Source organism: Pseudomonas sp. UBA6562 (genome assembly GCF_002434265.1).
Lineage (GTDB): Bacteria > Pseudomonadota > Gammaproteobacteria > Pseudomonadales > Pseudomonadaceae > Aquipseudomonas.
Window position 1 is genome coordinate 23,225 of the sequence record NZ_DJJS01000004.1, and the last position, 20,468, is coordinate 43,692.

21 protein-coding genes are annotated in these 20,468 nt (G+C 64.8%); 14 read left to right on the forward strand and 7 right to left on the reverse strand.

Annotated features, from left to right (window positions below):
- Window positions 1-17: 17 nt before the first annotated feature.
- Window positions 18-887: a DMT family transporter gene (locus B4M43_RS04290; protein WP_296264528.1), complete on the reverse strand. Its 870-nt coding sequence runs from the start codon at window positions 885-887 to the stop codon at window positions 18-20.
- The gene (locus B4M43_RS04295) at window positions 884-1,774 is read right to left on the reverse strand and encodes an aspartyl/asparaginyl beta-hydroxylase domain-containing protein (protein ID WP_296264529.1); all 891 of its coding nucleotides are present in this window, start codon (window positions 1,772-1,774) and stop codon (window positions 884-886) included. Before B4M43_RS04295 ends, B4M43_RS04290 begins: the two co-directional genes overlap by 4 nt.
- 116 nt (window positions 1,775-1,890) lie before the next feature.
- Between B4M43_RS04295 and B4M43_RS04300 the strand changes: the two genes are divergently transcribed.
- Together B4M43_RS04300 and B4M43_RS04305 are read left to right on the forward strand one after the other, a co-directional pair.
- Window positions 1,891-2,808: a LysR substrate-binding domain-containing protein gene (locus B4M43_RS04300; protein WP_296264531.1), complete on the forward strand. Its 918-nt coding sequence runs from the start codon at window positions 1,891-1,893 to the stop codon at window positions 2,806-2,808.
- 198 nt (window positions 2,809-3,006) lie between these two features.
- On the forward strand, window positions 3,007-3,309 hold the full coding sequence (locus B4M43_RS04305) for a hypothetical protein (RefSeq protein ID WP_296264532.1): 303 nt from the start codon (window positions 3,007-3,009) through the stop codon (window positions 3,307-3,309).
- Here the strand turns inward: B4M43_RS04305 and B4M43_RS04310 are convergent.
- Both B4M43_RS04310 and B4M43_RS04315 read right to left on the reverse strand, forming a co-directional pair.
- On the reverse strand, window positions 3,298-3,618 hold the full coding sequence (locus B4M43_RS04310; protein ID WP_296264534.1) for a DUF3509 domain-containing protein: 321 nt from the start codon (window positions 3,616-3,618) through the stop codon (window positions 3,298-3,300). The genes B4M43_RS04305 and B4M43_RS04310 overlap by 12 nt on opposite strands.
- 110 nt (window positions 3,619-3,728) lie before the next feature.
- Window positions 3,729-4,079 carry an HPF/RaiA family ribosome-associated protein gene (locus B4M43_RS04315; RefSeq protein WP_296264536.1) on the reverse strand — a complete coding sequence of 117 codons (351 nt, stop codon included), beginning with the start codon at window positions 4,077-4,079 and terminating at the stop codon, window positions 3,729-3,731.
- A 293-nt stretch (window positions 4,080-4,372) separates the two neighbouring features.
- Between B4M43_RS04315 and B4M43_RS04320 the strand changes: the two genes are divergently transcribed.
- The 6 genes from B4M43_RS04320 to B4M43_RS04345 all read left to right on the forward strand — a co-directional run bounded on the left by B4M43_RS04320 (window position 4,373) and on the right by B4M43_RS04345 (window position 10,664).
- Window positions 4,373-4,678: a DUF3649 domain-containing protein gene (locus B4M43_RS04320; RefSeq protein WP_296264538.1), complete on the forward strand. Its 306-nt coding sequence runs from the start codon at window positions 4,373-4,375 to the stop codon at window positions 4,676-4,678.
- The gene (locus tag B4M43_RS04325) at window positions 4,675-6,258 is read left to right on the forward strand and encodes a PepSY-associated TM helix domain-containing protein (protein ID WP_296264540.1); all 1,584 of its coding nucleotides are present in this window, start codon (window positions 4,675-4,677) and stop codon (window positions 6,256-6,258) included. Before B4M43_RS04320 ends, B4M43_RS04325 begins: the two co-directional genes overlap by 4 nt.
- Window positions 6,258-6,584 carry a DUF3325 domain-containing protein gene (locus B4M43_RS04330; protein WP_296264542.1) on the forward strand — a complete coding sequence of 109 codons (327 nt, stop codon included), beginning with the start codon at window positions 6,258-6,260 and terminating at the stop codon, window positions 6,582-6,584. Before B4M43_RS04325 ends, B4M43_RS04330 begins: the two co-directional genes overlap by 1 nt.
- A 4-nt stretch (window positions 6,585-6,588) precedes the next feature.
- A complete protein-coding gene (locus B4M43_RS04335) occupies window positions 6,589-7,164 on the forward strand; it encodes an RNA polymerase sigma factor (RefSeq protein ID WP_296264544.1) in 576 nt (191 codons plus the stop codon).
- Complete coding sequence (locus B4M43_RS04340) at window positions 7,161-8,141, forward strand: FecR family protein (RefSeq protein ID WP_296264546.1); 981 nt, start codon at window positions 7,161-7,163, stop codon at window positions 8,139-8,141. Before B4M43_RS04335 ends, B4M43_RS04340 begins: the two co-directional genes overlap by 4 nt.
- A gap of 126 nt (window positions 8,142-8,267) precedes the next feature.
- On the forward strand, window positions 8,268-10,664 hold the full coding sequence (locus tag B4M43_RS04345) for a TonB-dependent siderophore receptor (protein ID WP_296264548.1): 2,397 nt from the start codon (window positions 8,268-8,270) through the stop codon (window positions 10,662-10,664).
- 229 nt (window positions 10,665-10,893) lie between these two features.
- Here the strand turns inward: B4M43_RS04345 and B4M43_RS04350 are convergent, their stop codons facing one another.
- Window positions 10,894-11,868 (reverse strand): 2-hydroxyacid dehydrogenase, encoded by a 975-nt coding sequence (locus B4M43_RS04350; protein ID WP_296264550.1) that lies wholly within the window; start codon window positions 11,866-11,868, stop codon window positions 10,894-10,896.
- Between the two features lie 69 nt (window positions 11,869-11,937).
- A complete protein-coding gene (locus B4M43_RS04355; RefSeq protein ID WP_296264553.1) occupies window positions 11,938-12,885 on the reverse strand; it encodes a LysR family transcriptional regulator in 948 nt (315 codons plus the stop codon).
- A gap of 139 nt (window positions 12,886-13,024) precedes the next feature.
- Between B4M43_RS04355 and B4M43_RS04360 the strand changes: the two genes are divergently transcribed.
- From B4M43_RS04360 to B4M43_RS04380, 5 genes are all read left to right on the forward strand, one after another.
- A complete protein-coding gene (locus B4M43_RS04360) occupies window positions 13,025-14,590 on the forward strand; it encodes an efflux transporter outer membrane subunit (RefSeq protein WP_414707816.1) in 1,566 nt (521 codons plus the stop codon).
- Window positions 14,587-16,764: an FUSC family protein gene (locus B4M43_RS04365; protein ID WP_296264554.1), complete on the forward strand. Its 2,178-nt coding sequence runs from the start codon at window positions 14,587-14,589 to the stop codon at window positions 16,762-16,764. The genes B4M43_RS04360 and B4M43_RS04365 overlap by 4 nt, the downstream gene beginning before the upstream one ends.
- The gene (locus B4M43_RS04370) at window positions 16,754-16,954 is read left to right on the forward strand and encodes a DUF1656 domain-containing protein (RefSeq protein WP_296264555.1); all 201 of its coding nucleotides are present in this window, start codon (window positions 16,754-16,756) and stop codon (window positions 16,952-16,954) included. The genes B4M43_RS04365 and B4M43_RS04370 overlap by 11 nt, the downstream gene beginning before the upstream one ends.
- Before the next feature lie 9 nt (window positions 16,955-16,963).
- Complete coding sequence (locus B4M43_RS04375) at window positions 16,964-17,830, forward strand: HlyD family secretion protein (RefSeq protein ID WP_296264556.1); 867 nt, start codon at window positions 16,964-16,966, stop codon at window positions 17,828-17,830.
- Between the two features lie 95 nt (window positions 17,831-17,925).
- Window positions 17,926-18,738, forward strand: coding sequence for an RHS repeat-associated core domain-containing protein (locus B4M43_RS04380; RefSeq protein ID WP_296264558.1), 813 nt, complete (start codon window positions 17,926-17,928; stop codon window positions 18,736-18,738).
- Between the two features lie 133 nt (window positions 18,739-18,871).
- Here B4M43_RS04380 and B4M43_RS04385 read toward each other — a convergent pair whose 3' ends face one another.
- Window positions 18,872-19,318 carry a universal stress protein gene (locus tag B4M43_RS04385; RefSeq protein WP_296264560.1) on the reverse strand — a complete coding sequence of 149 codons (447 nt, stop codon included), beginning with the start codon at window positions 19,316-19,318 and terminating at the stop codon, window positions 18,872-18,874.
- A gap of 154 nt (window positions 19,319-19,472) precedes the next feature.
- Here B4M43_RS04385 and B4M43_RS04390 point away from each other — a divergent pair, with 154 nt between their 5' ends.
- Window positions 19,473-20,399 (forward strand): LysR family transcriptional regulator, encoded by a 927-nt coding sequence (locus tag B4M43_RS04390; RefSeq protein WP_296264562.1) that lies wholly within the window; start codon window positions 19,473-19,475, stop codon window positions 20,397-20,399.
- Window positions 20,400-20,468: the final 69 nt, after the last annotated feature.

A 20,468-nucleotide genomic window follows, 5' to 3' on the forward strand; every position in this document is an offset into this window, starting at 1 on the left:
CGGCTCGTGGGGACGTTTCACTTTCGGCAATGCACCTGGCTGAATCGCCTGACTGCGACGACGATCACTAGCGCACCGAAAAGGGTGACCCAGGAAATCGTATTGCCGAAGACGATGTAGTCCAGCACGACGGTCACCACCGGAACCAAATAGAAGAGCACCCCCACCTGACTCGCGACCTTCCTGCTCAGCATGTAGAACAACAGCAGCACCGCGCAGGTGGACACGATGAGAATCATCCATGTGGCCGCTACCAGGAATTGAGGGGTGACGTTCAGCGCTACTTGGGTAAAGGGTAGGGCAAGTACGAATATGCAGGACGCGGTGAGCGTCTGGTAGAAAGCCGAGGCGACAGGGTGGATCACCGAGCGTTTCTGCATGACCGAGCCCGCGCTGATCGCAAGTACGGAAACGAGCCCGAATAGAACGCCGATCGCTGTTACAGCGCCCACTTCGCGTGCACCGAGGATCGCGATAATCAGGCCTGCAAGACCAAGACCCAAGTAGCAGCAGCTCGCTCGCTCCAGGCGTTCTTGGGCCAGCGCAGGTGTCAGAATGGGCTGTAGGCCCAGGATGATTGCCAATACGCCGGGCGTCAGTTGGTGATCGAGCGCCAGGAAATAGGCGGCCTGATAACCCACTTGGATCAGCAGGCCGATCACCATGGCCCTCAACAACAACGGCCTGGGCAGAACCAGCAATGTACGCATATTCGTTCGCTGGACGATGACCGCATAGACGATCCCCAACGCGAGCGTAGCCCCTATGGCACGCACCGTCAGAAACACCGAGACCGAGGCGTCCTCCAGGCCAAGTTTCACGAAAATGGCGCCGCTGCTCCACATCAGTAGAAACAGCAGCGGAGCGTATCTTTCCAAGGCACTCACTGAGCGACTCCAACCTGGAAGGTCCAGTCGTTCAAGGCGTAGCGTTCACCCATCGCTCTGTGTTCGATGAGGTACCGACGCAGTGTCTTCGCTTTTTCCAGTACTGGTGCATTGTTCGCCTGTTCGGCCGCACTGATGATCCAGTCGTAACAGGAGGCCACAGGCACATCATAGAGAAAGTGATATTTGGATAACGCGAACACGATGTCCTTGAAGGTGAAGCATTCGATCAATGTGGCGGTCGCCGCGACGATTTCGCGTTCTTGCAGGGGCTGGAGCGGCAAGCGCTCGATATAGATGTCGCTACGCTGGAAGTGGGCGGATCGACGATCTCTGAAAATGTCGGCCGGTTCGAAGTGCGCTTCGTATATGAAGTCCAAGCAGAGGAACATGCGGCTGTTCAGGCCAAAGTTTACCGCCGCATGGCTGATACCGGCATCCAGAAACCAGACTTCGTCCGCGCGCATCTGAAAGACGCCGTGTTCATCGGAATGGAACGCTTGTTCATTGTCTTCGAGCGCTAGAAATACGCGGTAATAAGTGACCGCTGCATCCAACTCCACAAAGTCACGGTGGGGAATGACGATGCCGTCCACCAGGCTGCGGGCGCGGACCATCCTGAGAGCCGTGGGCTCGAACTGCTCATGGATGAGCTTCGCGATGGCTGGGCACTGGCGCAGGTGTTCGGTAGGCAGGCAGCGCTGTGCGTTTCGGTAGAGGGTGTCGTCCGCTTCGCCGGTTGCATTGTAAAGGGATATGTTTTTCCAGTGCCCTTGGCCGAACTCGTCGTATTCTTCGGGCTGTTTCCTGATCGACCTGAGGCGCTCGATGTCATGACCGAGTTGGTAATGTTCAAGGTTTATCGTTCCTATGATTTTAGAGGCCATCGCTCGCTCCTTATGCAGTCGCCTCATCCTAGGCAATGCAATGGTCTACCGTCGTTAATAGTTATGATAAGGGCCATCACCGATGGTGATGAAAAGGGACCGCGATGAACTTGGACATGAACCAGTTGCGCGCCTTCGTGACGGTCGCCGAACTCAAAAGTTTTTCCAGAGCCTCGCATCGGTTATGTCGCGTGCAGTCTGCCATTAGCCAGCAAATCCAAAAGCTCGAGCGCTCGATCGGCGCGGCGCTGTTCGTCAGAGGTGGGCGTACGCTCGAACTTACCGCCCAAGGCGAACACCTGTTGGCCTATGCGCTGAAGATTCTGGCATGGAACGATGTCGCCATCACCGAGTTGACCGAGGTATGCACGGCGCGCGTGGTCAAGATAGGCACTTCGGATACCTATGCGACATGCCATCTTCCGCACATCATAAAAACCTGCGCCCAGCGGCTGCCTTCCATGGAAATCGAGGTGCAGTGCGACTACAGCGGTGCGCTGTGGAAGCGCTACCGCGCCGGGGAGCTGGACATCGTGCTGACCCAAGACTGCCCTGCGGACATTTCGGCGCAGTTGCTGTATTCACAGCCCTTGGTCTGGGTCGTCGCGAGGCAGAGCCGCGTGTTCGAGCGGGAAACGGTGCCGCTGGCGCTTTTCACCCAGGGGTGCGGTGACAGGGCGCTGGTGCTCGATGCCCTCAATCGTACCGGCAAGCCCTACCGAATCGGCTACCACGGTACGAGCCATGCCGGCGTGATCGCAGCGTTGTCCACGGGGTGTTACGTCTCGGCCGTGCTGCCGAGCAGTGCCGACCCTAACCTGCGGGTCTTGGACGAAGCGCAAGGCTTCCCACCGTTGGGCAGCCTGGACATTTCGCTCGCCTGCCGAGAAAAGTCGCATATCGCCTTGGTCAGCCTGTTCGCAGAGGTGGCCCGTAGCTACTTCCACCGCTTGAACGCTGCGCCTTCGAGTTTCGAGCGCCATTCGATGCCAATCGATACAGCGGCGGATGCGCTGCCCGATTCGGTGCGCTAAGGCCGAACCACCACGTCGAAGGGCTTTCCTGGAAAGGTTTTCGAGAGCAGGCAGTGAGGGTCGTTAGCCATCTTCGACGGCCTGAGGTGCTGATTATCTAAAGATGCAGCCGCACCCAAGTCCTTTCCAATACCGCGACTCGGCCTCCCAGCGGCTTTTCCGACCGCTGGCCGTCGGGTATGGAATCGAGGGACTCACATGAGCGAACGAGAACACGTCATCGACTTTCTGGAAGGCTACCTGCAACCGCTGGGGCTGGACTTGGAAAGCACGTACATCAACGAGATCAACAACGTCATCGAGCCGCAGGTGGTCGCCTCGCGCTCGATAGCCGACGAGGTGGTGCACTGGATAAGGTTGGGTCAGGAGCCGACCTACGACCCTGGTCTGGTGGGAGTCTTCCGGGAACCGCATAGTTTTGCGGATACGCACCGCGAACCCCGGCTGCGCCTGTCCGAGCTTGAAAGGGCTATACGCGCGCTGCTCGACCTAGCGGGCTGACGGGCGGGGCAGGTGCGTGGGCGGCAGTGGGAGGCGTTCGGCAAGGCTTGCCAGCACAGCGGCGGTGTCGTCGGCACTGGTCGCCAGTTCCAGCTGGATATGTTCGACCAGTCGTTGCAACTGCCGTGGATCGTTGCGCTGTGCCGGCGCGATCAGATGTTTGGCCACAATGCCGTCTGCTTTGGACAAAGTGAGCATGATGCTGCCATCCAGACCTGCGACACGCAGGTTCACGCGGTAGTCGCCGGCAAAGGCCTTGTTGATCAGTGCGAAGGGGTTGTACATGGTCATGTTCTGCAACGTGGACATTGTAGAGATGACTGGCAGCGAGCCGGGAAGGTTCACCGCCCGAACCCCAAGCACTCCAACGAAAAACGCCCGGCATTGGAATGCCGGGCGTTTTCAGACGAGGCGTGCAATCACTCGTCAGGGTCTTCGTTCAATTCGAGTGTCGGCCGCTTGCTGCGCAGTTTGCCGTAGAAGTGCTCCAGAGCATGGTTGAGCTTGGTGGTGGCGCCATCGACCGCCAGGTCGAGCGAGTTGGCGGTATGGCTGACCGAGATCGGTGCATGGCCCTTGGGGCGAGCTTCCATCTGGCAGCGCTTGTCGTGTGGACCGGGCTTGGCGCCGTTGTCGTCGCTCAGGTGGACTTCGATGCGGGTGAGGTCGTCTTCGTACCGCTCGAGACCGCCTTGCAACGTGGTGCGGACCCATTCTTCCAAGCGCACATCGCCCTGGATCTGGTTGCTGCTGTTGACCTGGATTTGCATGATTCCAATCCTTATTCAGCTGGCTCGCAAAGGCGGCTCCCGGCGTTCTTGCCGTGGGAAATGCTGCGCCCTTGACTCTAAGGTCAGGCAACGCCCGGTTGAATTCAACCCTGGTTGAAAAATAAATCTCCTGTTGCAATTAGTATCGAACCAAGGCGTCAAAGGGCGCCCCATGGATCGACTTCGGAGGTTCGCAAGCAACGGCAAGCAACGCTGGCGACTCATCAGGCAAACTTTGCTTATGAGAATTGAAATCATTACTATTGCATCCCCCGAAACCCCGGACCTTTTCCATGAAACCCAAAGCCACGGGTCTGCCTCTGCATTACCGCCTGGCGGTCGTGTCCCGCTGCCTGGCGGCCTTGCTGGGCGGCTATGTCCTGGCTTCGCTGACCAGTGTGTGTCTGGCGCTGCTGGCGCCCTTGGCGCAGGTGGACGCCGTACTCTTGGGCATGATGCTGTCGTTCGTCGTGTATCTACTGGCCTTCATCTGGTGCTTCGCCTGCCGTAGCGCTTGGCAGGCCTGGGTTGGCGTGTCGGCGCCGAGTCTGGTGCTGGGGGCGATCGACGCGCTGGCCTATTGGATGAACCTGCCATGAGAGAAGGCTTCCGCCAGGCGATGGCCTGGCTGCACACCTGGACCGGGCTGATCTTCGGCTGGTTGCTGTTCGCGATTTTCCTGACCGGCACGATGTCGTATTTCAAGGAAGAAATCAGCCACTGGAGCCAGCCGGAGATCCAGCGCCACGCCCTCGATCCGGCCAACAGCCTGGCCTTGGCGCAACGCTACCTGCAAAACAACGCAGGCTCGGCCAGCGGTTGGTTCATCCGCCTGCCCAGCGAACGCGAGCCGGCCATCAGCGTGGGTTGGCGCACACCCGAAGGCGGCCGTCGCGGCTTCATGCGCAAGGACCTCGACGCATCCAGCGGCGAAGAGGTGCAGGCGCGCGACAGCCGCGGCGGCGAATTCTTCTACCGCTTCCATTTCCAGCTGGAGATGCCCCACCCCTGGGGGCGCTGGCTGTCGACCCTGTGCGCTTTCATCATGTTCCTCGGGCTGATCACCGGGATCATCACCCACAAGAAGATCTTCAAGGAGTTCTTCACCTTCCGCCCCGGCAAAGGCCAGCGCTCCTGGCTGGACGGGCACAACGCCATCGGTGTGCTGGTGCTGCCGTTCCACCTGATGATCAGCTACAGCAGCCTGGTGCTGTTCATGTACATGGTCATGCCGGCCGGCATCCTGGCCAGCTATGGCGGTGAGACCAACCGCTACTTCAGCGACCTGTTCGGGCGCGACCTCGACGTCACTCCCGCCGGCGTGGTGGCGCCCATGGCTGCGCTGCCCACGCTGTACGCCAAGGCGCTGGAACAGGCGCCCGGCGCGCACCTCGACACGGTCCAGGTGCAGAACCCCAACGACCAGAATGCCCGGGTCAGCTTCACCCGCGCCTCGTCCGACGACGTCGCCTACCGCCGTAGCCAGACCTGGAGCTTCGACGGCGTCAGCGGCAGGTTGCTGTCCAGCGGTGCGCCCGAGAGCGGCATGATGATGACCTCGTTCAGCTTCGCCGGCCTGCACATGGGCAACTTCGCCGGGCCCTGGCTGCGCTGGCTGTACTTCTTCTTCGGCCTCGGCGGCACGGCGGTGATCGGCACCGGCCTGGTGATGTGGCTGGGCAAACGCCAGCTCAAGCACGCCAAGCGCGCACGCATGCCGGCCGAGCTGCGGCTGGTCGAGGTGCTCAACATCGCCAGCATGAGCGGCCTGTTGCTGGGGGTGGCGGCGTTCTTCTGGAGCAACCGCTTGCTGCCGCTGGAGATGCAGGGGCGCGGCGACATGGAGGTCAATGCGTTTCTTGGGGTATGGGCCTTGTCGCTGCTGCACGCCATACTGCGCCCCGGCCGCCGCGCCTGGGCCGAGCAATTGGGCCTGGGCGCACTGGCCTTCGCGTCGCTGCCGCTGCTCAACGCGTTGACCACCGGGCAGGGCCTGAACCATTCGCTCGCGGTGGGCGACTGGGCGATGGCCGGCTTCGACCTGACTGCGTTTGCCGTCGGCCTGTTCCTGGGCTGGACCGCGCGCAAGATGCTGACACCGCCCACCGTCGCCGCCAAGCGTGCGCCCCGGGCCTTGCCCGCACGCCGCGACAGCGGCGCCGAAGTGGAGGCGCACTGATGTTCGGTATCGCCCTGATGGGCTTCGCAGGCTTCGCGGCGTTGTGCCTGGCCATGGAAAAGCACTTCAAGGAGTTGCTCAAACGCAGCCCTGACGCGCGTCGCGGCAAAGCCTTGCGCCTCGGCGGCTGGGCGCTGTTGCTGACCTCCCTGTCGCTGGCCGTGCACTTGCGCGGCTGGGCGCATGGCCTGGTGGAATGGATCGCCGTGTCGATGGCGGGGGTGGCCGCATGGGTGTTCGTGCTGCCCTATCGACCGCGCCTGTTGCTGGGCCTGGCCGCTGCCAGCGCCGTACTCGGCCCGTTGCTGGCCGTGTTCACGCTGTGACGCCGTGAGCGAGCCGGGAGAGCGCATCGAACCAGTCGGCGAACCAGCCTGCGGGCGGGCGCGGTTCGTCCAGGTGTTCCAGGCGCAACGCGCACGCATGGAAGCGCTGGTCAGCCGCCGCGTCGGCTGCCGCGCCACGGCCTCGGACCTTGTCCAGGAGCTGTTCCTGCGCTTCTGGCGCCGGCCGCAGATCGAAGTCGAGGCACTCGACACCTACCTGCTGCGCTGCGCCGGCAACCTGGCCATCGACCACCTGCGCAGCGAAGGCAGCCGCGAGCGGACGGCCGAAGCCGTAGCGCCGGCGAACGAGGCGGCCACTGCCCTGGCTCCGGAGCAGGCGTTGGAAGTCGACCACGACTTGCAGCGCATCGAGGCCGCTTTGCGTGCCTTGCCCGAACGCACAAGGCACATCTTCCTGCTCAACCGTATCCACGGCCGCAAGTACGGCGAGATCGCCAGGGCCATGCAGCTGTCCCAGAGCGCGGTGGAAAAGCATATGATGCGCGCCCTCCAAGCGTGCAAGGCGAGTGTCGCCGAGCCCACGTCCCTTCCACGTCGGTCAGGAAGCGCCCGTCGATGAGCCCATCACCGTCGACCACCGAAGCGCAGTTGCAGGCTGCCCTGCACTGGCTCAGCCGGATCAACGAGCAGCCCGCGCAGGCCGAAGGCCCGGCCTTCAAACGCTGGCTGCTGGCCGACCCCGGGCACCGCGACGCCTACGCGCAAGCGCAATCACTGTGGCGAAGCAGTGCGGCGCCGGCGCTGCGCCTGGCCGAAGAGGAGGGCGACAGCCTGCAACGCTACCTCGACGCCATGAGCCGGCCCGTCGGGCGCTCACGGCGACAATGGGCGGCGGCCTTGGCGACGGCGGCTTGCCTGGTGTTGGCCGTGGGCATCGCCGGCGGGTGGCATCCCGGTCATTGGCTGCAGGACATGCAGGCCGATTATCGCAGCGCCGAGGGCCTGCGCCAGATCACCCTGGCCGACCGCTCGCAGGTGACGCTGGATGCAGGCAGCGCGATCGCCGTCGATTTCACCGGCGGCGAGCGCCGCGTGCGCTTGTTGCGCGGCGCGGCGTTCTTCCAGGTCAGCCATACCGGCGAGGCGTTCCGGGTCGAGGCAGCGGGCGGTGAAGTGCGAGTGCTCGGCACGCAATTCGAAGTGCGCGAGCTCGACGACGGCGCGCAGGTCACGGTACGCCGCGGGCGCGTGGCGGTGAGCCCGACACCGGGCGGGACGGTGCGCGAGCTGACCGCCGACCGGCAGGTGAGCTACCGCGCCGGCCGGCTTGGCGCCATCCAGGCCATCGACAGCGACAACCGTCTGGCCTGGCGCCAGGGCTGGCTGAGCTACCACCAGGCGCCGCTGGCGCAGGTGGTGGACGACTTGGGGCGCTATTACCCCGGGCGCATCCTGTTGCTCGACGAAAAGCTGGCGCAGCGCACCGTCAGTGGCAGTTTTCCGGTCGCCGAGCCGATGCAGGCGCTGGATTCGCTGGGCCAAGTACTGGGCTTTTCGCGGCAGACGCTGCTGGGGCGGCTGACCCTGATCCGCTAGGCCACCGCGGATCGGAAGATCCGGGAAATATTTTCAATCACGGGTGAGGTCGTCCGCGTCGGCATCCGTGTAATGAGTGGAACTGCGATTGATTCGCAGTCATAGCCCTCTCACAGGTCAGCGTTCATGAAGTTCACCCCGCGTTGCGTCCCTCTCTGGCTCGGTCTCGCCCTGCTGCCGGTCACGGCATTCATCTCTCCGGCCAGCGCCGCCGCGCAGCAGCAGACCTATGCGTTCGCCCAGCCGGCCCAGCCCCTGGCCCAGGCCCTCGACGCCTTTAGCCGCGCCACCGGCCAAAGCGTGGTGTACACCCTCGAATTGCCCGGCGCCCAGGCGCCGGCGCTCGACGGCCGTTACAGCGCCGAGCAGGCGCTGCAACGTTTGCTCGGCAGCACGGGCCTGGCTTGGCGTCGCCTTGATGCCCGCACGCTGACCCTGGAAACGCCGGCCTTGGATGCCGCAGACACCGTCAACCTGCAGGCCACCACCGTCGACTCGCTGCTGGACGATGACAGCTACCAACCACCGACCAGCGCGTCGATCATGCGCGGCCAAGGCCCGAGCCAGGACATTCCCCAGGCGATCAACGTAGTGCCGGCCCAGGTCATCCGCGACCAGGCCCCACGCAACCTCGACGACGCCCTGGCCAACGTCAGCGGCATCACCCAGGGCAACAACTTCGGCGGCACCTCCGACACGGTGATGAAGCGCGGCTTCGGTGACAACCGCGACGGCTCGATCATGCGCGACGGCATGCCCCTCGTGCAGGGCCGCAGTCTCAATGCCAGCACCGAGCGGGTCGAAGTGCTCAAGGGGCCGGCCTCGCTGCTGTACGGCATCCAGGACCCGGGCGGGGTCATCAACGTGGTCAGCAAGCGCCCGCAGCGCGAGCAATACAACGCCCTGAACGTGCGCGGCTCGACCTACGGCAACGGCAAGAACGGCAGCGGCGGCGGTTTCGACAGCACCGGCGCCCTGGGCGACAGCAACCTGGCCTACCGGCTGATCGTCGATCACGAGGACGAAGACTACTGGCGCAACTACGGTACGCACCGCGAATCGCTGGTGGCGCCGTCGCTGGCCTGGCTGGGCGAAGACACCCAAGTGGTGCTGGCCTACGAGCATCGCGAGTTCCTCTACCCCTTCGACCGCGGCACGGCGTTCGGCAGCAACGGGCACCCGCTGGACATTCCCGCCACCCGCCGCCTGGACGAGCCGTTCAACGACATGGAAGGGCGCTCCGACCTCTATCGCCTGGAAGTCGACCATCAGCTGGACGACGTCTGGAAGCTGCATATGGGCTACAGCTTCAACCGCGAAACCTACGACGCCAGCCAGGTGCGCGTCACCGGCGTGAACCCAACCGCCGGCACCCTGACCCGCAGCATCGACGGCACCCACAACGCCATGAGCCGCGACCAGTACGCCATCGTCCACCTCAACGGCAGCGTCGAACTGGCCGGCATGCAGCACGACCTCCTGTTAGGTGTCGACCACGAAGACCGCAAGGTCTTTCGCGGCGACCTGATCCGCCAAACTGCGCGCTCGCGATTCAGCTACGTCGATCCGGTCTATGGCCGGGAGGTGGAGGGCAGCACGGTACGCGCCAGCGACAGCGACCAGACCGACAAACTGCGCACCGATGCGCTGTTCATGCAGGACGCCCTGCACTTGGACGACCACTGGATTCTGGTCGCCGGCGCGCGCTTCCAGCAGTACGACCAGTACGCCGGACGTGGCCGCCCGTTCAGCGCCAACACCGACAACAGCGGCCAGTCCTGGGTGCCCCACGCCGGCATCGTCTACAAGGTCGACGACCAGTTGTCGTTCTATGGCAGCTACAGCGAGTCGTTCAAACCCAACTCCAGCATCGCACCGCTGAGCGGTGGCCTGGTGCTCGATTCCTCGATCGCGCCCGAAGAGGGCAAGGCCTGGGAGCTGGGCGCCAAGCTGGACATGCCAGGCAGCTTGACCGGCACCTTGGCGCTGTTCGACATCACCAAGCGCAACGTGCTGGTGTCCAACTTCGACAGCGGCACGGGCGAGACGCTGTACAGCAATGCCGGCGAGGTCAACTCACGCGGCGTCGAACTGGACCTGACCGGCCAGCTCAGCGACCGCTGGAGCTTGATCGGCAGCTACGCCTTCACCGACGCCGAAGTCACCAAGGACCCGGACCTGGAAGGCAATCGCTTGCAAAACGTGGCGCGCCACAGCGGCTCGCTGTCGGCGGTGTACGACTACGGCAGCCTGTTCGGCGGCGATCGTCTGCGGATCGGAGCAGGCGCGCGCTATGTGGGCGAGCGTTCGGGTAACGCCACCAACACCTTCGATTTGCCGTCGTATACGGTGGCCGATGCCTTCGCCACCTACGAAACCAAGCTCGATGAGCACAAGGTGTTGTTGCAACTGAACGTGAAGAACCTGTTCGACCGGGTCTATTACAGCTCGGCGGTGAACCAGTATTTCGTGGCGCTTGGCGATGCGCGGCAGGTGAGTGTGTCCACCACGCTGCAGTTCTGAGAGGGCACCGGCTGCCGTGCTGCGGCAGGGCAAAGGTTATGCGGGGGCCGAACCAGGCCGGCGGCGCCGGCCATCGCGGCTAAAGCCGCTCCCACAGGGGCTTCGCCGCCCATCGCGGCTGATCGGAACGCCGAACCGGCCGTTTCCTGTGGGAGCGGCTTCAGCCGCGATGGCCGGCGCCGCCGGCCCAATGGCCACGGCGCCTTCCTACAGATCCCGGCGCGGATCGTTAGCCCTTCCACACCTGCGGATTCACCAGATTCTGCGGCCGCTCGCCTAACAGCGCCGCGCGCAGGTTGTCCAGCGCCCGGTTGGCCATGGCCTCGCGGGTTTCGGCGGTGGCCGAGCCCAGGTGTGGCAAGGTCAAGGCGTTGGGCAGCTTGAACAAGGGCGATTCGCGCAATGGCTCCTGCTCGTACACGTCCAGGCCGGCGCCGCGGATCGTGCCGCTTTGCAGGGCTTCGATCAGCGCCGCCTCGTCCACTACCGGACCACGGGCGATGTTGATCAGAAACGCACTGGGCTTCATCAGCTTCAACTCCCGCGCGCCGATCAGCTTGCGCGTGGCGTCGGACAGCGGCACCACGATGACCACGAAGTCCGCCTCGCCCAACAACTGCTCCAGGCTGCGGTACTGCGCGCCCAGCTCCTGCTCCAGGGCCGCCTTGCGGCTGTTGCCGGCATACAGCACCGACATGTTGAAGCCGAAGCGCCCACGGCGGGCGATGGCCGCACCGATGTTGCCCAGGCCGACGATGCCGAGGGTCTTGCCATGCACGTCGCTGCCGAACTGCGCCGGCCCCACGGTGGCCTGCCAGTTGCCGGCCTTGGTCCAGGCGTCGAGCTCGGCGGTGCGTCGTGCGCAGCCCATGATCAGCGAGAAGCCGAGGTCGGCGGTGGTTTCGGTGAGCACGTCGGGGGTGTTGGTCAGGGCGATGCCGCGCTCGTTGAAGTAGTCCACGTCGTAGTTGTCGTAGCCCACCGATACGCTCGACACCACCTCCAGCTTGGCCGCGCCTTCGAGCTGGCTGCGGCCCAGCTTGCGCCCCGCGCCGATCAGGCCATGGGCTTGGGGCAATGCTTCGTTGAACTGCGCCGCGATGTCGCCGTGTTTGGGGTCGGGCACGATCACGTTGAAGTCGGACTGCAGGCGTTCGGCCATGGCAGGGGTGATGCGGCTGAAGGCCAGGACGGTTTTTTTCATGGGCGGCTTCTCTGCGAGGTGATTGGTTAGCAACCTAACATCGTCCGCCACCCCGATGCAGCCGCTTTTTCAATGGGCCACGTGCAACTCGTGGATCTTCAGGTCGGCATCATGGGCGGCGAGGATTTCCGGCAGGGAGTTGCGCAGGTATTCCACCCAGGTCTTGATCTTGGCGTCCAGGTACTGCCGCGACGGGTAGATCGCGTACAGGTTCAGCTCCTGCAAGCGGTAGTCGGGGACCACCCGCACCAGGCTGCCGTCGCGAAGGCCGTCGATGGCGGTGTAGATCGGCAGCACGCCCACGCCCATGCCACTGCGGATCGCGGTCTTCATGGCGTCGGCGGAATTGACCTGGAACGGCGAGGACGGCACGTTGATCACTTCCTGGCCTTCCGGGCCGTTGAACAGCCACTTCTCCAACGCGATCACCGGGCTGACCATGCGCAGGCAGGCGTGCTTGGCGAGTTCGGCCGGCTTTTGCGCGATGCCGTGGCGCGCCACGTAGTCGGGCGAGGCGCAGACGATGCTGTAGGTGATGCCCAGGCGCTGGGAAACGAAGCCCGAGTCGGGCAGCTCGCTGGCCAGCACGATCGACACGTCGTAGCCCTCGTCGAGCAGGTCCGGCACGCGGTTGGCCATGGTCAGGTCGAAGGTCACGTCCGGGTGGGTTTCCCGGTAGCGGGCGATGGCATCGACCACGAAGTGCTGGCCCACCCCGGTCATCGAATGCACCTTGAGCTGCCCGGCCGGGCGCGCATGGGCGTCGCTGGCTTCGGCTTCGGCTTCTTCGACGTAGGTGAGGATCTGCTCGCAGCGCGTCAGGTAACGCTTGCCGGCTTCGGTCAGGGCGATGCGCCGGGTGGTGCGGTTGAGCAGGCGCGTTTGCAGGTGCGCTTCGAGGTTGGAGACGGCACGCGACACGTTCGCAGTGGTGGTGTCCAGTTGGGCGGCGGCGGCGGTGAAGCTGCCCAGCTGCGCCACGCAGCTGAACGCGCGCATGTTTTGCAAGGTGTCCATGGGTCACTCTCGGGGTTGAGGGCGAAATTGTGACATGAAGCAACGGCGGAGGCGCTTCGACCAAAGCCGGATTATCGCTCTTTTGGTAACAAAGATTCGCATGAATATACGCTTATCGGCGTTCGCGCCGCCCCCTAGAATGGCGCCGCCCACCCTCCATGCCCCGGAAACCGCCGCTGTGCAGCGTCGCCTCGTTAGCGCACTTCGTGTGCTCAGTTGTTGTGTCATCAGCTTGAATCTACAGGGTTGTATCGATACTGCCGGTATCGCCCCCCACCAGCACCCCGTGCAGCCCGACGCCCTGGCCATCGACGCGGCCATCCGCAGCGCCGAGCAAGACGCGCACTGGCCCCGCCAGCGCTGGTGGCAAGCCTATGGCGACCCGCAGCTCGACCGGCTGATCGACCAGGCCCTGGCCGGCAGCCCCAGCCTGGCCGCTGCCGTGGCGCGCCTGCGCCAGGCCCAGGCGTTGGCCGGTGTGGCCGAGTCGGCCGAGCGTGTGCAGGGCAACGCCGAAGCCGCGCTGAACCGCCACGGCTGGCCGCAGGATCAGTTCTACGGCCCCGGCGGATTGTCCGGCGCCAGCACCTGGGACACCCACGCCGGCCTTGGTCTGAGCTATTCCCTCGACCTCTGGGGCCGCGAACGCAATGCCAGCGAGCAGGCTCTGGACGTCGCCCACCAGCGCACCGCCCAAGCCCGGCAAGCGCAGCTGGAGTTGCAGAACAACGTGGCCAAAGCCTATATCCAGCTGGCGCTGCACTACGCGCAGCGCGACATCGTCGAGCGTCAGTTAGCCCGCCAGGAGCAGATCCTGGCCCTGACCCAGCGTCGCCTCGACGCCGGCATGGGCACCCACCTGGAAGTCAGCCAGGCGCAGGCGCCGCTGCCGGAAATCCACCGCCAGCTCGACGACCTCGACGAATCCATGGCCCTGACCCGCAACCAATTGATGGCCCTGGCCGGCCTCGGTCCGGGGCAAGGCGCCAGCCTGCAACGGCCGACCCTGGCCCTGGCCGCGCCTTTGCCGTTGCCGTCGCGGGTGCCGGCCGAACTGCTCGGCCAGCGCCCGGACGTGGTCGCCAGCCGTTGGCAGGTGGCGGCGCAAGCGCGGGGCATCGACGTGGCCCATGCGGATTTCCTGCCCAACATCGACCTGCTCGCCAACCTCGGCTTCATGGCCACCGGCGGCGCCGCCCTGAGCCTGTTCGACGCGCGCAAGCGCACCTATCAGGCAGGGCCTGCGCTGAGCCTGCCGGTGTTCGACGGCGGCCGCCTGCGCGCACAGCTGGGCGCGGCGGCGGCCGGCTACGACCTGGCCGTGGCGCACTACGACCAGACCTTGGTCGAGGCGTTGAAAGCCATTTCCGACCAGTTGATCCGCCGCGAGTCGATGCAGGCCCAGGCGCGCCTGGCCGGCGAATCGGTGGCCGCCGCCCAGCGCACCTACGACATCGCCACCGTAGCCTTCCAGCGCGGGCTCACCGGTTACCAGGACGTGCTCGACGCGCAGACCCTGCTGTTGCGCCAGCAGCAGATCGAACAGCAGGTCTGGGCCGCGCGCCTGACCGTGCACGCCGAACTGGCCACGGCCCTGGGCGGCGGGCTGGGCGCCGGCGACGATGCCCCCGAGCCTTCGCGCGAAGCGGCGCCTCCCTTACCGGCCGCCCTGGCCTTGGGGCAACGCGGCGGTGGCGCGCGATGAGCAGCGTAGGCCTGGCCTGGCACCGCCTCCAGGGCCTGGAGTGGCGACGCGGTTTCTTCGCCTGGGCGCGCACCGACGGCGTGACCTGGGTGTACATCCTCAAGGTGCTGATGGCGGCCTTCCTCACCCTGTGGCTGGCCATGCGCTTGGAGCTGCCGCAGCCGCGCACGGCGATGATCACCGTGTTCATCGTCATGCAGCCGCAGAGCGGGCACGTGTTCGCCAAGAGCTTCTACCGCGTGCTAGGCACCCTGGCCGGCTCGGCGATGATGGTGCTGCTGATGGCACTGTTCCCGCAGAACACCGAGCTGTTCCTCCCAAGCCTGGCGCTGTGGGTGGGCCTGTGCGCGGCCGGGGCCATGCGCTACCGCACCTTCCAGGCCTACGGCTTCGTGCTGGCCGGCTACACCGCAGCCATGACCGGTCTGCCGGTGCTCGAACACCCCGACCAGGCCTTTCTGGCGGCGGTGTGGCGGGTGCTGGAAATCGGCCTGGGCATCGTCGTCTCCACGGCGGTCAGCGCCGCGATCCTGCCGCAGTCGTCCAGCGCGGCCCTGCGCAATGCCCTGTACCAGCGCTTCGGCGTATTCGCCGGGGTGGCGGTGCAAGCGTTGCGCGGCGGCAACGCACCGGCCGACTTCGAAGCCAACAGCGTGCGCCTGGTGGCCGAAGCCGTGGGCCTGGAAAGCCTGCGCAACGTGACCGCCTTCGAAGACCCGCACATGCGCCGGCGCAGTGGCCGGCTGGTGCGCATGAACAGCGAGTTCATGGGCGTGACCACGCGCTTCAACGCCCTCTACCGCCTGCTCGAACGCCTGCGCGCGCAGGGCTCGGCACCCATCAACGCGGCGCTCGCGCCGGGTGTGGCGAGCCTGATCGAGCTGTTCGAGCCTTATATGAACCGTTTGCTGACCGATGCCGACGCGCTGCGCCTGACCCTGGAGCTGGCCGCCTACCGCGACGGCCTGCAACAGCAGGTGCGCGAGCTGCGCGCCGCGTTCCTGGCCAGTACGCCCAGCGAGGCCGAGCTGCTGGATTTCCATACCGCCTTCGAACTGCTCTACCGCTTGATCGACGACCTCTACAACTATGCCCAGACCCACGCCTCGCTGGCCGCCCACAAGCACGCCCGCGAGCAGTGGCGCGAACCCTTCGTGGCCCGCACCAATTGGCGAGTGTCAGCGGCGGCCGGGGTGCGCTCGGCGGCGGTGCTGTTGCTGCTGGGCAGCTACTGGCTGCTCAGCGACTGGCCTAGCGGGGCGATGATGACCTTGATCGCCACGGTCACTGCCGGGCTCTCGGCGGCCTCGCCCAACCCCAAGCGCATGGCCTTCCAGATGGCCTGCGGCACTTTGTTCGGGGCCTTCGTCGGCTTTTTCGAAACCTTCTTCGTCTTTCCCTGGATCGACGGCTTCGCCTTGCTCTGCCTGGTGCTCGCGCCGGTGTTCGTGCTCGGCGCGTTTCTCTCCTCGCGCCCGGCCTATGCCGGCTACGGCATCGGCCTGCTGGTGTTCTTCGCCACCGGTTCCGTGCCGAACAACCTGACCCAGTACAACCCCTACGTGTTCGTCAACGACTACATCGCCATGGTCATCGGCATGCTGGTCTGTGCGGCGGCGGGGGCGATCGTCCTGCCGCCCAACAGCCGCTGGTTGTGGCAGCGCCTGGAACACGACCTGCGCGGGCAGGTGCTGTTCGCCCTCGGTGGGCGTCTGCGCGGGTTGGGCTCGGCCTTCGAAAGCGGCACCCGCGACCTGTTGCACCAAGCCTACGGCCTGGCCGCCGGCACGCCCAAGGTGCAGGGCGAGCTGGTGCGCTGGATGTTCGCGGTGCTGGAGATCGGCCACGCCATCATCGAGCTGCGCAAGGAACAAGCGCAGGCCCCGGTGCACCCGGCCTACGCCGAAACGCAGCCTTGGCGCCAGGCCATCCGCGTCATGGGCCGGGCCCTGGCGCGGCTGTTCCTGCAACCGAGCGCCAGCCACCACGCGCGCGCGCTGGTGGCCGTGGACCATGCCATCGGCCGCGTGCAGGCCACCGACGAGCCGTTCGCCCGGCATTTCGACACCTCGGTGCTGCGCCGGGTGCAGAGCTACCTGCACTTCATCCGCACCTCGCTCCTCGACCCCCAATCGCCGCTGGCACCCGCCGCAGGACTCGACCATGCCCCGTGAAATCGCCTTCCACGGCCTGTACCTGCCGACCCTGACCCTGCTGTTCCTGCTCGTCGCGGGGCTGGCCTGGGGCCTGGACCGGTTCATCGCCAGCGTCGACGGCTACCGCTTCTTCTGGCATCCGGCGCTGCTGCGCCTGTCGCTGTTCGTCTGTCTCTTCGGCGCCCTGGCGCTGACCGTTTACGGGTAAGCACCTGCAATGAAAAAGTTCTACAGCCTGATCGCCACCCTGTTGGTGCTGGCCGCCGCCGTGTTCATCGGTCGGCAGTTGTGGGTCGACTACATGACCACGCCCTGGACCCGCGACGGCCGGGTGCGCGCCGACATCATCAACGTCGCCGCCGACGTGCCGGGTTACGTGCTGGACGTGCCGGTGCGCGACAACCAACGGGTGAGAAAAGGCGACCTGCTGATCCAGATCGATCCGGCCCATTACCAGGTGGCGGTGGACCAGGCCAGGGCGCTGGTGGCCTCGCGCAAGGCCACCTGGCAGATGCGCCAGGTCAACGCCCGGCGCCGCGCCGACCTGGACAACCTGGTGATCTCCCAGGAGAACCGCGACGACGCCCGCGACATCGCCGGTGCCGCCCTGGCCGACTACCAGCAGGCCCAGGCCCAGCTCGCCGCCGCCGAGCTGAACCTGGCGCGCACGCGCATCCTGGCCACGGTCGACGGCTATGTCACCAACCTCAACGTGCACCGTGGCGACTACGCGCGCACGGGCGAGGCGGTGATGGCGGTGGTCGACGAGCAGTCGTTCTGGGTCTATGGCTTCTTCGAAGAGACCAAACTGCCGCACGTGAAGGTGGGCGATACGGCCGAGTTGCAGATGATGAGCGGCGAACGCCTGCGTGGGCATGTCGAGAGCATCGCCCGCGGCATCTACGACCGCGACAACCCGCAGAGCCGCGAGCTGGTGGCTGACGTCAACCCGACCTTCAACTGGGTGAGGTTGGCGCAGCGGGTGCCGGTGCGGATTCATATCGACCGGGTGCCGGAGGGGTATCTGTTGGCGGCGGGAATGACGTGTACGGTGGTGGTAGAACACGATGCTGAAACGAACTGATAAATTTGCCAGTTACTGAAACGGATGCTTCTGGCGATACTGTCGAAGTTGTTTGTCCAGGCGTTGCAGAAAGAGGTCAGCGGAAGGGGTGAAACATGCCTACATTAAAAGTAGATCTCGCGTACGAGCCTTACGGTTATTGCAGAGTTTCAGAGAAGACTTCGAGTTTTCTCGGATTTAATGGTGCTCATGCCGACGTGCTGACAGGCAATTATGCGTTGGGTAATGGGCACAGAGTGTACGCCCCAACGCTCAGGCGCTTCCAGAGCGCGGACCGGCTAAGCCCGTTCGGTCGTGGAGGCCTCAATACGTATGTCTATTGTCTAGGTGACCCAATCAATCGAGCAGACCCTTCTGGCCAATTTTCGCTGCGGCGCAGATTCCAAGCGTGGACAGGTGGACCAAAGAGCGTCGCTTCGTTGCGTGAGCTCAAAAACACCAACGCCGATCGAATCTATGTTGAAACCGAAAGGACCAGATACAATCTGCACTACGGCTTCGCAAAGTTGATGGTCGTGGAGCAGGAAGGTTCTCTTCCTGCGCTCCTGGGTACGTCGCGTTCATACACACATAAGTGGCTGGTCACCAAAAGCGGCGAATTCGTGATTGGAAGTTTCGATCACACCAAGGCGTACTCGACACACGCAAGTTTCGCAGTGCTTGCGGCAGAGATGAAGGGTGTCGACCCTATTGTCGTGGCTGCCGGAGAACTTGAAATAAAGAAGGGCCGTATTGTAATGAACAACTACAGTGGGCATTACAAAACCTCCTACGGCAGGCTATGGCCGGTCAAGATGCATGTCGAGCGGTTTGCTGGGGAAATGAAGATCGTACGGCAATCTTACCTGGCTGTTGACCCTGCTACGCATCCAACCATGGACGGCGGGGTTGGCCTAGGCCGGTGGTAGGCGCTGAAAGTGTCTGGAGACACGGCGTTCAGCCAGCATATCTTGCTTGGAGCACCTGCCCATCGTACCCGCACTGACTGGCGGTCAATAAAGTACGCACTGGCTTCAGCCAACCAATGAGCAACAGCGGGCCTCAGGTCGCACCCACCAACACCGGCACACTCACCTGATCGATCACCTTCGCGCTGACCGACGGATCGAGCAGCCGGCCCAGCCGCGACAGGTGGCGGTGGCCCATGACGATCAATTCGCAGTCCAGCGTCCGCGCCATGTCGAGAATCGCCTCTACCGGCACCCCTGGCACGGTGCGCCCCTGGCACTCGAAACCCGCCGCGCGTAACGTCTCGACCGCCTGGGCCACGGCCTGCTCGGCCAGTCGCTGCTCTTCGCAGGCGGCCGGGTACTGGTCGCGCTCCTGTTCGGTGTAGCCGGCCGGCGCAGAGTGCACGGCAAAGCTGGGGTCGATCACCAGCAGCACGTGCAGGGTCTGTTCCGCAGGCCGGCAATAACGTTGGGCCAATTCGAGGATGGCGCGGCGGGCTGGGGAGGCGTCGATGGCGATCAGGACTGGGCGCGGCATGGGGATTACCTCGGTGGTGGAAGGGCAGGCCTGCATTCTCGACGCTTGCCGGCCCGCGGATAAAGCCCCTGGCACGCACGAGCCGATTGCGTCTGGCGCACGGATGCCAGCTGTTAAGATTGCCGTTTCTCACAGCTTTCGCGGACATTACCCGATGCCACTGCCGGACATGAACCTGTTGGTCGCCCTCGATGCCTTGCTTGACGAGGGCAGCGTGGTCGGCGCGGCCCAACGCATGAACCTGAGCCCCGCCGCCATGAGCCGCACCCTGGGACGCATCCGCGAGGCGCTGGGCGACCCGATCCTGGTGCGTGCCGGGCGCGGCCTGGTGCCGACGCCACGGGCGCTGGCCCTGCGCGAGCAGGTCAGCCACTTGGTGGAACAGGCCGGCCAGGTGTTTCGCAGTGCCGAGAGCGTCGATCTGGCCAACCTGGACCGCGCCTTCAACATCCGCACCAACGACCTGTTCATCGCCCTGTACGGGGCGCAATTGTTGCGCATGATGCACGAACAGGCGCCGCGCACCGTGTTGCGCTTCGTGCCCGAAGGCGGCCAGGACGACGACGCGGTGCTGCGCGACGGGCGCACCGACCTGCTGATCAGTTCGAGCATCGACCTGGGCCCGGAGATCAAGGTGCAGCGCCTGTTCCACACCCTCTACATCGGCCTCGCCCGGCGCGAGCACCCGATCTTCGACGGCCCGATCACCCCCGAGCGCTTCGCCGCCTACCCGCAGATCAGCGTCTCGCGCCGTGGCCGCGCCAACGGACCGATCGACGCGGAACTGGCGCTGCACAAGGTGCAACGGCATGTGGCGCTGATCACGCCGAGCTTTCATTCGGCGATGTTTTCCCTGCCCGATTCCGACCTGATCCTGCCGATGCCGGCCAACATCCTCGCCAGCGTCAACAAGCTCGACCTGCCGCTACGGGCCTTCGACATTCCGCTGCCGATGGAGCGGGTGACGGTGATGCAGGCCTGGCATCCGCGCTACCACAACGACCCGGCGCACCGCTGGCTGCGCCAGACCCTCAAGGCCTGTTGCCAGATGGAGATGGGTGAAGAGGGCCAGTGGGTCTGAAACCAACGCTTGCCGATTGCGTCGTACGCAAAGTAAAACTGCCGATAAGTCAGTTTTCGTAAGCATTCG